Source organism: Klebsiella sp. WP3-W18-ESBL-02 (assembly GCF_014168815.1).
In the GTDB taxonomy this organism is placed as follows: domain Bacteria; phylum Pseudomonadota; class Gammaproteobacteria; order Enterobacterales; family Enterobacteriaceae; genus Kluyvera; species Kluyvera ascorbata_B.
In genome coordinates this window covers 5,079,660-5,092,464 of sequence record NZ_AP021972.1, presented here as the reverse complement: position 1 = coordinate 5,092,464, position 12,805 = coordinate 5,079,660, and the positions used below count along the sequence as shown (strand labels likewise).

The window sequence follows — 12,805 nt, the reverse complement described above, 5'->3', positions numbered from 1 at the left end:
GCTGCGTCATGCGGCCAGGCCGGCAAGCCGTCGTCGTTCTCGACACCATCGCAAGGAGTGAGCATGTCTGTGCAGTTAATCGACTGGGATCTGGCCCTGATCCAGAAATATAACTATTCCGGGCCACGCTATACCTCGTACCCGACGGCGCTGGAATTCTCAGACGCCTTTGGCGAAGCGGAGTTTCAGGACGCCGTTGCGCGTTACCCAGAGCGGCCGCTGTCGCTGTACGTACATATCCCGTTCTGCCATAAGCTCTGCTACTTCTGCGGCTGTAATAAAATCGTCACCCGCCAGCAGCATAAAGCTGACCAGTATCTCGACGTTCTGGAGCAGGAGATTCGCCAGCGTGCGCCGCTGTTTACCGGCCGCCACGTCAGCCAGCTGCACTGGGGCGGCGGCACGCCAACCTATCTGAATAAGGCGCAAATCAGCCGCCTGATGACGTTACTGCGCGCGCATTTTCACTTTGATGCTGACGCCGAGATCTCCATTGAAGTCGACCCGCGAGAAATTGAACTCGATGTGATTGACCATCTGCGTGCTGAAGGTTTTAACCGCCTGAGCATGGGCGTCCAGGACTTCAATAAAGAGGTACAGCGGCTAGTGAATCGCGAGCAAGATGAAGATTTCATCTTTGCGCTGCTCAATCACGCCCGTGATATCGGCTTTACCTCGACCAACATTGACCTGATTTACGGCCTGCCGAAGCAGACGCCGGAGAGCTTTGCCTTTACCCTCAAGCGCGTGGCTGAGCTGAACCCGGATCGGCTGAGCGTGTTTAACTACGCGCATCTGCCGACGCTGTTTGCCGCCCAACGCAAGATTAAAGATGCCGATCTGCCGTCGGCGCAGCAGAAGCTGGATATCCTGCAAGAGACCATCGCCTCGCTGACGCAGGCAGGCTATCAGTTCATTGGCATGGATCACTTTGCGCGCCCGGACAACGAGCTGGCCGTGGCACAGCGGGAAGGCGTACTGCACCGCAACTTCCAGGGCTATACCACCCAGGGCGATACCGACCTGCTGGGCATGGGTGTTTCTGCCATCAGCATGATTGGCGACTGCTACGCGCAGAACCAAAAAGAGCTGAAGCTGTATTATCAGCAGGTGGCTGAGCAGGGGAATGCCCTGTGGCGCGGTATTGCTTTAACCCGCGATGACTGTATCCGTCGTGACGTGATTAAGGCGCTAATCTGCAATTTCAGCCTTGATTTCGCGGCAGTAGAAACACGATGGGATCTGAATTTCGGCGACTACTTCGCCGAGGATCTGGCGCTGCTGGCTCCGCTGGCGAAAGATGGGCTGGTGGATATCGATGAAAAGGGCATTCAGGTAACCGCTAAAGGCCGGCTGTTGATTCGCAACATCTGCATGTGCTTTGACGCTTATCTGCGCCAGAAGGCGCGTATGCAGCAGTTCTCGCGGGTGATTTAGTGTTGATATCGCCCGGTGGCGCTACGCTTACCGGGCCTACAGGCCGGATAAGCGCTAGCGCCATCCGGCTTAGCTGAACAGCCCTACCAGCGCCGCGCACAGCACGGCGGCCATCGCCGTTTGCGGTGAGTGGCTGGCCGCACCGCTCGATACCAGATTAATCAATGACTCAAGCATTTTCGTCCCCCCGTGGATTGCCGGGCAGCATAATACTTAACTCATCGGAACAGTAAAGTATAAAATTGCAGCAACTTGCGCCAATCGCGCAATATTTACACTTCACCCTGTTCTTACTCCATTCCGAGCTCTTTCAGCTTACGCGTCAGGGTATTACGCCCCCAGCCGAGCAGGCGTGCGGCTTCCTGTTTATGCCCCTGCGTATGGCGTAACGCGGTGGTCAGCAACGTGCGTTCCATTTCAGGCTGAGCTTCTGAAAGCAGGTTTTGATGACCGGAGCGCAGCGCGCGATCGGCCCACTGCGCCAGCAGCGTCGCCCAGCTATCCGGCAACGAGGAGGCGTTAGTGCTGTCGGGCAGGCTCGCTTCAAACAGCTCGCCCGGCAGATCCTGAATCAGCACCTCTTGCCCGGCGGCCATCACCGTCAGCCAGCGGCAGGTGTTTTCCAACTGGCGTACGTTGCCGGGCCAGGCCAGACGCGTTAAGGCCGCTTCGGTTTCCGGATGCAGCAGTTTAGCTTCCACGCCCAGCTCACGGGCGGCGACCTGCAGGAAATGGTGCGCCAGGCGCGGAATATCTTCCCGACGCTCGCGCAGCGGCGGCAGATGGACGCGAATAACGTTCAGACGGTGGAACAAATCCTCGCGGAACTTGCCTTCCTGCACGCGTTGCTCAAGGTTCTGGTGGGTGGCGGCAATAATACGCACGTCGACCTTCACCGGGGCGTAGCCGCCGACGCGATAGAACTGGCCGTCTGCCAGCACGCGCAGCAGACGGGTCTGGACGTCCATTGGCATATCGCCAATTTCATCGAGAAACAGCGTGCCGCCGTCGGCCTGCTCAAAGCGGCCCTGGCGCACGGTATTGGCGCCGGTGAAGGCCCCTTTTTCGTGACCAAAGAGCTCGGACTCTATCAGATCTTTTGGAATGGCCGCCATGTTCAGCGCGATAAATGGTGCCTTAACGCGGGGGCTATGGCGGTGCAGGGCATGAGCGACCAGCTCTTTACCGGTACCCGATTCGCCGTTAATCAACACGCTGATGGAAGAACGTGAAAGGCGACCAATGATGCGGAATACGTCCTGCATCGCCGGGGCTTCGCCGATGATATCGGTGGTCGGGCCGTCAACCTGAACGTTGCGCGGCTGCTGCTGTTCCTGATAGTGGCTGATGGCGCGTTCAACCAGCGCCACCGCCTCATCAATATCGAACGGTTTTGGCAGGTAGTCGAAGGCACCTTGCTGATAGGCGCTGACGGCGGCGTCCAGATCGGAGTGTGCCGTCATTATGATGACCGGAAGCATCGGATGGCGCTGCTTGATTTGCGTCAACAGCGCCAGGCCGTCCATGCCGGGCATACGAATATCGGACATCAGTACGTCGGGGGTTTTGCTGGCCAGCGCGTCCAGCACCTCTTTCCCGCCTTCAAATGTCGTGCAGGTTAGCCCTGCGCCGGTGAGCGCGCGTTCAAGCACCCAACGGATGGAGCTATCGTCATCAACAACCCAGACTATCCCTCGTTGCATAAACACACCTTATTTTTTAATTGGCAGGAAAACCGAAAACTCGGTATGGCCTGGCCAACTGGTAAATTCAATTTTGCCGGAGTGCTGGTCGATCAGGCTGCGCGCGATCGACAGACCCAGCCCGGTGCCACCTTCGCGCCCGCTGACCATCGGATAAAACAGCGTATCCTGCAAATGTGATGGAATGCCGGGGCCGTTATCTTCGACATCAATGCGGGCGGCCAGGCGGTAGCGAACGCCGTGCAGCGTTAACTGAAAAGCAGTACGGGTGCGCAGGACAATTTCGCCGCCTTCTGGCCCCAATGCCTGAAGGGCATTACGCACGATATTAAGCAAAACTTGCTCAATCTGGTCGGGATCGTGCGGTAATTCCGGCAAGCTTGGATCGTAGTCGCGCACCAGCTTGACGTTTTCCGGCAGCTCCATCGACACCAGCTTCACTACCCGTTCGGCCACTTTATGAATGCTCTCGGTCACATGCGTACCGGGATGCTGGGGGCCAAGCAGGCGATCGACCAGATTACGCAGGCGGTCGGCCTGTTCGATAATCACGTTGGTGTATTCGGTGAGCGCTGGATCGGGTAGCGCTTTGCTGAGCAGCTGCGCTGCGCCGCGCAGGCCGCCAAGCGGGTTTTTAATCTCGTGTGCCAGCCCGCGGACCAGATCGCGTGCGGCAATCTGCTGGGCGTGCTGGAGCTGTTCCTGGCTCAGGCGACGCTGATTATCCATGGGTGCCATCTCCAGCAAAATAAAGCCGTCAGGCAGCCGCTGGGCGGTGAGCGAAAGAATGTGCGAACGACCGTCGATGACCAGTGTCACTTCGTTATCGGTGAACCCCTGGCCGGTTTGCAGGCTCTCCTGCATTAAACCGACGTTAAGCGAGAAATAGCTCAACAGTTCGGGAAGCGGAGTACCGAAAAGTTTACGCGCGCTCTGCGCCAGCAGCTGCTGCGCCGCCGGATTGGCGTAGTGAACGGCGAGGTCGTCATCGACCAACAAAATGCTGTTGATTAACGAGTTAAGGATCTGCCCAGCATCGGGCAGTGCGCCTGTTGCCATTTAGCAGTCTCCTGAAAAGGCTTGCACTGTTTTAGTGCAGTATAGCTTTTTACGGATAAAAAGCGCGGAAGATCAGGTTGTTGGTGGAGAAAAAAGCCCATCCTGAGATGGGCTGAAAGTTTCCACGGCAACTCAATTCCAGATTGTCGCGCCAGCGCCCATCGGCAATGACGCGACCTCATCCAGACAGTACAACTCAAAACGTCTTAGACGCTGTAGTACAGTTCGAACTCAACCGGGTGCGGAGTCATGCGTACGCGGTCGTTTTCTTCCGTGCGCAGCGTGATGTAAGCGTCGATAGCTTCATCAGTGAATACGCCGCCAGCCGTCAGGAACTCGCGATCTGCGTCCAGTGCCTGCAGCGCTTCTTCCAGAGAGCCTGCAACCTGTGGGATCTCTTTCGCTTCTTCCGGCGGCAGGTCGTACAGGTTTTTATCCATGGCTTCGCCCGGATGGATTTTGTTCTTGATACCGTCAAGGCCAGCCATCAGCAGCGCGGCGAAGCACAGGTACGGGTTAGCCGCCGGGTCCGGGAAGCGCACTTCGATACGACGCGCTTTCGGAGATGCAACCACCGGAATACGGATGGAAGCAGAACGGTTACGCGCAGAGTAAGCCAGCATAACCGGCGCTTCGTAACCCGGGACCAGACGCTTGTAGGAGTTGGTGGTCGGGTTCGCCAGGGCGTTGATCGCTTTCGCGTGTTTGATGACGCCGCCGATGTAGTACAGCGCCTGCTCAGACAGACCCGCATATTTGTCACCGGAGAACAGGTTTACGCCGTTCTTGGACAGGGACATGTGGCAGTGCATGCCGGAACCGTTATCGCCAAACATTGGTTTTGGCATAAAGGTCGCGGTTTTACCGAAACGGTGCGCAACGTTGTGCACAACGTATTTGTAGATCTGAATTTCGTCCGCTTTCTTGGTCATGGTGTTGAAGCGGGTCGCGATTTCGTTCTGGCCAGCGGTTGCCACTTCGTGGTGATGCGCTTCAACCACCAGGCCCATCTCTTCCATGATCAGACACATGGTAGAACGGATGTCCTGTGAGGAATCAACCGGAGGAACCGGGAAGTAACCGCCTTTCACGCCAGGACGGTGACCTTTGTTACCGCCTTCGTATTTGGTGGAGGAGTTCCATGCGCCTTCGATATCGTCGATAGCCACGTGGGAACCGGAGATAGATGCGCCGAAGCGGATGTCATCAAACAGGAAGAATTCTGGCTCTGGCCCGAACAGAACGGTGTCTGCGATGCCGGTAGCGCGCAGGTACTCTTCAGCGCGTTTCGCGATAGAGCGCGGGTCGCGGTCGTAGCCCTGCAGGGTGCCTGGTTCCAGGATGTCACAACGAATAATCAGGGTAGACTCTTCAAAGAACGGGTCGATGAGAGCGGTAGATGCGTCCGGCATCAGAACCATGTCTGATTCGTTAATGCCTTTCCAGCCGCCGATGGAGGAGCCGTCAAACATTTTGCCTTCTTCGAAGAATTCGGCATTAACCTGATGGGCAGGAATAGTGACGTGCTGTTCTTTACCTTTGGTATCGGTAAAGCGCAGATCGACAAACTTCACTTCATGCTCATTCAGCATCGTCAAAACGTGTTCAGCGGACATACTTTACATCTCCCGGATTTGTCATTGTCGTCGTGGTAACGAGGTCTTCAATCACTGCTTAAAAGTGGCGGTGTTGCCGTGAAAAATATAAAGCGAAATCTGTGCCAACTTTTAAATCACCCCCAAAAGGCGTTATCATGCGCACCATAGTGCAAAATGGCTGCACCATGATAGTCTTTTTGCACCATTATAGTGCTTACACGCGAGCGTTGAGCACCATATTGGTGCAAATTGTGATTAGGTGCCCTTTTTATGCTCCGTGAAAGCGATCACAAAGAAACTCTGCGATACTTGTTTGCGGAGGATCTCTGTGATCCTGTTTTGTAGTGCGATTAATCCGTGTACAATAACGCGCTATTTCTAATGCCCGAGGCAAAGTTGTGATCGAAAATTTGCGTAACATCGCCATCATTGCTCACGTTGACCATGGTAAAACGACCCTGGTTGACAAGCTGCTGCAGCAATCCGGTACGTTCGACGAACGTGCTGAAACTCAAGAGCGTGTGATGGACTCCAACGATTTGGAGAAAGAGCGTGGGATTACCATCCTCGCAAAAAACACCGCTATCAAATGGAATGACTACCGTATCAACATCGTTGATACCCCGGGGCACGCCGACTTCGGTGGTGAAGTTGAGCGCGTTATGTCCATGGTTGACTCCGTGCTGCTGGTAGTTGATGCCTTCGATGGCCCGATGCCGCAAACGCGCTTCGTGACCAAAAAAGCATTTGCCCACGGCCTGAAACCGATTGTTGTTATCAACAAGGTTGACCGTCCGGGCGCGCGTCCTGACTGGGTTGTTGATCAGGTCTTCGACCTGTTCGTTAACCTCGACGCGACCGACGAACAGCTGGACTTCCCGATCATCTACGCTTCGGCGCTGAACGGTATTGCCGGTCTGGATCACGAAGACATGGCTGAAGACATGACCCCGCTGTATCAGGCGATTGTTGACCATGTACCGGCTCCGGACGTTGACCTTGACGGTCCGTTCCAGATGCAGATCTCCCAGCTGGACTACAACAACTACGTTGGCGTCATCGGTATCGGCCGCATCAAACGCGGTAAAGTGAAACCGAACCAGCAGATCACTATCATCGATAGCGAAGGCAAAACCCGTAACGGTAAAGTCGGTAAAGTCCTGACCCACCTGGGTCTGGAACGTATTGACAGCACCCTCGCGGAAGCGGGCGATATCATCGCGATCACCGGTCTGGGTGAGCTGAACATCTCCGACACCATCTGCGATCCGCAGAACGTCGAAGCGCTGCCGGCACTGTCCGTCGATGAGCCGACCGTTTCTATGTTCTTCTGCGTTAACACCTCTCCGTTCTGTGGTAAAGAAGGTAAATTCGTTACCTCTCGTCAGATCCTTGACCGCCTGAACAAAGAGCTGGTGCACAACGTAGCGCTGCGCGTTGACGAAACCGAAGACGCTGATGCGTTCCGCGTTTCTGGCCGTGGTGAACTGCACCTGTCCGTTCTGATTGAAAACATGCGTCGTGAAGGTTTCGAACTGGCGGTTTCCCGTCCGAAAGTTATCTTCCGTGAAATCGACGGCCGCAAACAAGAGCCGTACGAAAACGTCACGCTGGACGTCGAAGAGCAGCACCAGGGTTCTGTCATGCAGGCACTGGGCGAGCGTAAAGGCGACCTGAAAAACATGAATCCAGACGGTAAAGGCCGCGTACGTCTCGACTACGTGATCCCGAGCCGTGGTCTGATCGGCTTCCGTTCAGAGTTCATGACCATGACTTCCGGTACCGGTCTGCTGTACTCCACCTTCAGCCACTACGACGATATTCGTCAGGGTGAAGTGGGCCAGCGTCAGAATGGCGTACTGATCTCCAACGGCCAGGGTAAAGCAGTTGCGTTCGCACTGTTCAGCCTGCAGGACCGCGGTAAGCTGTTCCTGGGTCACGGTGCTGAAGTTTATGAAGGCCAGATCATCGGTATTCACAGCCGTTCTAACGACCTGACTGTAAACTGCCTGACCGGTAAGAAACTGACCAACATGCGCGCATCCGGTACGGATGAAGCTGTTGTTCTGGTTCCGCCAATTCGTATGACTCTGGAACAAGCTCTGGAATTCATCGATGATGACGAACTGGTTGAAGTGACGCCGCAGTCTATTCGTATCCGTAAACGTCACCTGACGGAAAACGATCGTCGTCGCGCAATGCGCGGTGCAAAAGAAGAGTAATCTCGCTTTTGTCACGACCTGAAACCCCGCCTTATGGCGGGGTTTTTCTTTTTGAAATAGAGAGCGTTTGTTCATAGTCAAAGCCCGACTTTCCCGCTAGAGTGAAATTTCCACGGCGCGAACGGAGGCAAAAATGCTCTATATCTTTGATTTAGGTAATGTGATTGTCGACATTGATTTCAACCGTGTTTTGGGCACGTGGAGCGATCTTGCCCGCGTACCGCTGGCCCGGCTGAAGCAGAACTTCACCATGGGGGAAGCATTTCACCAGCACGAACGCGGTGAAATATCAGATGAAGCTTTCGCAAAGGCAATGTGCCATGACATGGATTTGCCGCTCAGCTATGAACAGTTTGCTCACGGCTGGCAGGCGGTATTTGTTGAACTCCGTCCTGAAGTCATCGATATCATGAAAACGCTGCGGGAACAGGGGCATCGTGTGGTCGTACTCTCCAATACGAACGCGCTGCACACCACGTTCTGGCCGGATGAATATCCGCAAATCTATGCCGCTGCCGACCATGTTTATCTTTCTCAGGAGATGGGCATGCGTAAACCGGAAGCGCGTATTTATCAACGGGTACTTGAGCTGGAAGGTTTTTCTGCCGCCGATGCGGTCTTTTTTGACGATAACGCCGATAATATAGAGGGTGCTAACCAGTTGGGTATTACCAGCGTGCTGGTCACAGGGAGAGAAACCCTGCCCGACTATTTTATGAAGTCGTTATGTTAAAAACCGTTCATCAAAAATGTATTCATCATACCCGGCCGCTGGTGGCGTGGAGTAAATTCCTCTGGCGGCGTATCGAAGAAGATAATATGACGACGCTGGCGGGCAATCTGGCCTACGTGTCGTTGCTTTCGCTCGTGCCGCTGGTGGCGGTCATTTTTGCCCTGTTTGCGGCGTTCCCGATGTTTTCTGAAGTGAGTTTGCAGATTCGTCACTTCGTGTTTGCTAACTTTCTTCCCGCGACGGGCGACGTCATTCAGCGCTATATCGAGCAGTTCGTCGCCAACTCGAATCGCATGACCGCCGTGGGCGCCTGCGGGCTGATTGTTACCGCGCTGCTGCTGATGTATTCCATCGACAGCGCGCTGAATACCATCTGGCGCAGCAAGCGCGTACGGCCAAAAGTATATTCTTTTGCCGTTTACTGGATGATCCTTACGCTCGGGCCGCTGTTGGCCGGGGTCAGTCTGGCAATCAGCTCTTATTTACTGTCGCTGCGCTGGGCCAGCGAACTGCACGGCGTTATCGATAATGTGCTGCGCGTATTTCCGCTGCTGCTGTCCTGGCTCTCTTTCTGGCTGCTTTACAGCATCGTGCCAACGACCCAGGTACCGAACCGCGATGCGGTTATTGGGGCACTGGTCGCCGCGCTGTTGCACGAACTGGGTAAGAAGGCCTTCTCCCTGTACATCACCGCGTTCCCCTCGTACCAGCTGATTTATGGCGTGCTGGCGGTGATCCCCATTTTGTTTGTCTGGGTCTACTGGACGTGGTGTATCGTCTTGCTTGGCGCAGAAATAACTGTCACTCTCGGTGAATACCGAAAACTGAAAACAGAACAACAAGAAGCAGACGAACCATGATTGCATTAATTCAGCGCGTTACCCGCGCCAGCGTGAGCGTGGCGGATGAGGTCACGGGGGAAATAGGTCCAGGGCTACTGGTGCTCCTCGGCGTAGAGAAAGATGACGATGAACAGAAAGCCAATCGTCTGTGCGAGCGAGTGCTTGGCTACCGTATCTTCAGCGATGCCGAAGGTAAAATGAATCTGAACGTTCAGCAGGCAGGAGGCAGCGTGCTGGTGGTGTCACAGTTTACGCTGGCGGCCGATACTGAACGCGGTATGCGGCCGAGCTTTTCTAAAGGCGCTGCGCCGGACCGCGCCGAAGCGCTCTATGAGTACTTTGTGCAGCGCTGTCGCCAGCAGGAGATGCACACGCAAACGGGACGATTTGCTGCGGATATGCAGGTGTCGCTGGTCAATGATGGCCCCGTGACATTCTGGTTACAGGTATGAACCCACTTCCCGGTAGAGCGCGGGGGGCAAAAGAGAGCGCGATTATGTACCATCTCCGAGTACCGCAAACGGCAGAAGAGTTAGACGAGTACTATCAGTTTCGCTGGGAAATGCTGCGTAAACCGCTGCACCAGCCAAAAGGCTCCGAACGCGACGCCTGGGATGCCATGGCGCACCATCAGATGGTGGTCGATGAACAGGGAAAGCTGGTCGCCGTCGGGCGGTTATACATTAATGCGGATAACGAAGCGTCTATCCGCTTTATGGCCGTACATCCCGACGTGCAGGATAAAGGGCTGGGAACGCTGATTGCGATGACCCTGGAGTCCGTTGCGCGTCAGGAAGGGGTTAAACGCGTCACCTGTAGCGCACGTGAAGATGCCGTGCCGTTCTTTTCCAAGCTAGGATTCAAGAACGAAGGGGAGATTACTACCCCGCAGACCACCCCCGTTCGCCATTTCCTGATGATTAAACCCGTTGCCTCGCTGGACGATATTCTGCACCGCGGCGACTGGTGTGCACAGCTACAGCAGGCCTGGTACGATCATATTCCGCTCAGCGAGAAGATGGGCGTGCGCATCCAGCAGTACACCGGGCAGAAATTCATTACCACCATGCCGGAAACTGGCAACCAGAACCCGCACCATACGCTGTTTGCTGGCAGCCTCTTTTCGCTGGCAACACTCACCGGCTGGGGGCTTATCTGGCTGATGCTGCGTGAGCGCCACCTGGGCGGCACTATTATTCTGGCCGATGCTCATATCCGCTATCGAAAACCTATCGCCGGTAAACCGACCGCCATTGCCGACCTCGGCTCGCTTAGCGGCGACCTGGACCGACTGGCCCGAGGACGCAAAGCGCGTGTGCAGATGCAGGTTGAGCTGTTCGGCGATGACACCCCCGGTGTGGTGTTCGAGGGGACCTATATCGTGCTGCCTGCGAAGCCATTCGGGTCGTACGAAGAAGGCGGTAACGAAGAGGAGTAGGGTATCTCCCAGCCTCGCTATCTTCAGTGGCCTGCCACCCTGCGGGCCACATCCTCCATTGCATCCCGCGCCGCCTGGCTCACGCCGCCAAGCTGGAAAAATCCGTGAATAACGCCATGATAGCGCAGGCAGGTGCAGGTCACGCCCTGTCGGGTTAGCCGTTCATACAGCGCCTCACCTTCATCGCGGAGCGGATCGTATTCGGCGGTAATGATATGCACCGGCGGAAGGCCGTTAAAATCGTCACGCCAGAGTGGGCTAGCTTCCTGGTCCAGTGGATCGTTTCCCTGCAGATACATCTCAAAACCTGAAAGTAGCGTATCGCGAGTAATAATGTAGTCCTGGCCATTGCTGATGTAGCTGGCAAAGCTGGCGGTAGCGTCGAGCATTGGGTAAATCAGCATAAGCTTTGACGGCGTCCATGCCGCGTTGGCTTTTAGGCGTAGCGCGGTGACCAGTGCCAGATGGCCGCCAGCGCTATCGCCAGCGAGCGTGATATGCTGGCGGTCGATACCAAGCTGCTGAGCATATTTATAAACCAGGTTCGCGCCACGCTCGGCGTCATCGTGAGCGGCGGGGAAAGTGTGTTCTGGTGCCAGACTATACTGCACCGCAATCACCCGGCATCCACTGTGCCAGGCAAGCTGACGTAGCTGATTGTCGTGCGTGATAAACCCACCGCTGACAAAACAGCCGCCATGAAAGTAGATAATGCAGGGGAGTGATGAGGTTGAATTTAGCGGCGAAATGACGCGAAATGTCATCCCTTCCAGCACGATATCTTCTGATTTGACGCGAATCTCTTTCTCGCCTGCCAGCGCCGTGCTGGCAATATACCCCTTTCTCCGGTCATCAATATTCTGCTCGCGTGAAGAAGGGCGACCGGCCGCAATAAACTCAGCAACTAGCTGCGCCATACCGTTTTCCAATGCCATGATGATGTCCTTTTCGCTGTATAAACATACAGTTTTATAGCCTGGTTTATCGCGAATGGAAACGGGAAATTGGGTGGGATAGTGATTGTGGATAGCGGCTCGCAAAAACGAACGATTTCTTAATGTCAGTCTATAACCATATTTAAAGTGTGTGTATCTTGTTCGCTTATTGAGCATGGATGATATACTTGAGGCATATATGAGCATGATGGTGGAAAGGGACATGGGCAGAATACTTCTCGATTTGTCGGACGAGGTGATTAAGCGCCTCGACATACTTAAACAGCAGCGAAATCTGCCTCGTGCGGAACTGCTGCGTGAAGCCGTTGAGCAATATCTTGAAAAGCAGAGTCAGGCTGAGCTCACTATTTCTGGCGCGCTTGGCATCTGGCAAGGGTGTGAAGAAGATGGCGTTGAGTATGAAAGAAAACTTCGGGAAGAGTGGCAGCGATGAAAAGACCCGTTCTTTTTGATACCAATATTTTAATCGATCTCTTCAGCGGGCGGATGGAGGCGAAGCGGGCGATGGATTCCTACCCTCCGCAACATGCGATAAGCCTGATCACCTGGATGGAGGTCATGATAGGGGCAAAGCGCTTTCATCAGGAGCAGCGAACGCGAATAGCCTTGAGCGCATTCGAAATTATTGGTGTGACAGAAGAAATTGCTGAGCAGAGTGTGAATCTACGGCAGGAGTACGGCATGAAGCTGCCCGATGCGATTATTCTGGCCACTGCGCATGTTCATCGCCGGGAACTGGTGACGCGTAATACAAAGGATTTTGCGAGGCTTCCGGGCGTGATTTTACCCTACGCGCTGTAAACCGGGCCAAAAACAG

13 protein-coding genes are annotated in these 12,805 nt (G+C 54.9%); 8 read left to right on the top strand and 5 right to left on the bottom strand.

Going from position 1 to position 12,805, the window contains the following annotated elements:
- The first annotated feature begins 63 nt into the window (after nucleotides 1-63).
- Entirely contained in the window at nucleotides 64-1,437 is a 1,374-nt protein-coding gene (gene hemN / locus H7R56_RS24450; RefSeq protein WP_106929260.1) for an oxygen-independent coproporphyrinogen III oxidase, read from the top strand.
- Nucleotides 1,438-1,506: 69 nt separating this feature from the next.
- Here the strand turns inward: hemN and H7R56_RS24445 are convergent, their stop codons facing one another.
- From H7R56_RS24445 to glnA, 4 genes are all read right to left on the bottom strand, one after another.
- Nucleotides 1,507-1,614 (bottom strand): YshB family small membrane protein, encoded by a 108-nt coding sequence (locus H7R56_RS24445; RefSeq protein ID WP_106929262.1) that lies wholly within the window; start codon nucleotides 1,612-1,614, stop codon nucleotides 1,507-1,509.
- 113 nt (nucleotides 1,615-1,727) lie between these two features.
- Nucleotides 1,728-3,140 carry a nitrogen regulation protein NR(I) gene (gene glnG / locus H7R56_RS24440; RefSeq protein ID WP_106929264.1) on the bottom strand — a complete coding sequence of 471 codons (1,413 nt, stop codon included), beginning with the start codon at nucleotides 3,138-3,140 and terminating at the stop codon, nucleotides 1,728-1,730.
- A 9-nt stretch (nucleotides 3,141-3,149) separates the two neighbouring features.
- Complete coding sequence (gene glnL, locus H7R56_RS24435; RefSeq protein ID WP_106929266.1) at nucleotides 3,150-4,199, bottom strand: nitrogen regulation protein NR(II); 1,050 nt, start codon at nucleotides 4,197-4,199, stop codon at nucleotides 3,150-3,152.
- 206 nt (nucleotides 4,200-4,405) lie between these two features.
- Nucleotides 4,406-5,815: a glutamate--ammonia ligase gene (gene glnA / locus H7R56_RS24430; RefSeq protein WP_064540489.1), complete on the bottom strand. Its 1,410-nt coding sequence runs from the start codon at nucleotides 5,813-5,815 to the stop codon at nucleotides 4,406-4,408.
- A 380-nt stretch (nucleotides 5,816-6,195) separates the two neighbouring features.
- Between glnA and typA the strand changes: the two genes are divergently transcribed.
- The 5 genes from typA to fabY all read left to right on the top strand — a co-directional run bounded on the left by typA (nucleotide 6,196) and on the right by fabY (nucleotide 11,032).
- Nucleotides 6,196-8,019 carry a ribosome-dependent GTPase TypA gene (gene typA / locus H7R56_RS24425; protein WP_106929270.1) on the top strand — a complete coding sequence of 608 codons (1,824 nt, stop codon included), beginning with the start codon at nucleotides 6,196-6,198 and terminating at the stop codon, nucleotides 8,017-8,019.
- A gap of 133 nt (nucleotides 8,020-8,152) precedes the next feature.
- The gene (gene yihX, locus H7R56_RS24420; RefSeq protein WP_106929272.1) at nucleotides 8,153-8,752 is read left to right on the top strand and encodes a glucose-1-phosphatase; all 600 of its coding nucleotides are present in this window, start codon (nucleotides 8,153-8,155) and stop codon (nucleotides 8,750-8,752) included.
- Nucleotides 8,746-9,612 (top strand): virulence factor BrkB family protein, encoded by an 867-nt coding sequence (locus tag H7R56_RS24415; RefSeq protein ID WP_106929274.1) that lies wholly within the window; start codon nucleotides 8,746-8,748, stop codon nucleotides 9,610-9,612. The genes yihX and H7R56_RS24415 overlap by 7 nt, the downstream gene beginning before the upstream one ends.
- Nucleotides 9,609-10,046, top strand: coding sequence for a D-aminoacyl-tRNA deacylase (gene dtd / locus H7R56_RS24410; RefSeq protein ID WP_106929276.1), 438 nt, complete (start codon nucleotides 9,609-9,611; stop codon nucleotides 10,044-10,046). Before H7R56_RS24415 ends, dtd begins: the two co-directional genes overlap by 4 nt.
- Nucleotides 10,047-10,090: 44 nt before the next feature.
- Nucleotides 10,091-11,032 carry a fatty acid biosynthesis protein FabY gene (fabY, locus tag H7R56_RS24405; RefSeq protein ID WP_181358030.1) on the top strand — a complete coding sequence of 314 codons (942 nt, stop codon included), beginning with the start codon at nucleotides 10,091-10,093 and terminating at the stop codon, nucleotides 11,030-11,032.
- Between the two features lie 23 nt (nucleotides 11,033-11,055).
- Here fabY and H7R56_RS24400 read toward each other — a convergent pair whose 3' ends face one another.
- Nucleotides 11,056-11,967, bottom strand: coding sequence for an alpha/beta hydrolase (locus H7R56_RS24400; RefSeq protein WP_106929280.1), 912 nt, complete (start codon nucleotides 11,965-11,967; stop codon nucleotides 11,056-11,058).
- Nucleotides 11,968-12,172: 205 nt separating this feature from the next.
- On the opposite strand from H7R56_RS24400, the gene H7R56_RS24395 reads away from it, so the two are divergent.
- Both H7R56_RS24395 and H7R56_RS24390 read left to right on the top strand, forming a co-directional pair.
- Complete coding sequence (locus tag H7R56_RS24395) at nucleotides 12,173-12,421, top strand: ribbon-helix-helix domain-containing protein (RefSeq protein ID WP_181358031.1); 249 nt, start codon at nucleotides 12,173-12,175, stop codon at nucleotides 12,419-12,421.
- Nucleotides 12,418-12,789 carry a type II toxin-antitoxin system VapC family toxin gene (locus H7R56_RS24390; RefSeq protein WP_106929282.1) on the top strand — a complete coding sequence of 124 codons (372 nt, stop codon included), beginning with the start codon at nucleotides 12,418-12,420 and terminating at the stop codon, nucleotides 12,787-12,789. The genes H7R56_RS24395 and H7R56_RS24390 overlap by 4 nt, the downstream gene beginning before the upstream one ends.
- Nucleotides 12,790-12,805: the final 16 nt, after the last annotated feature.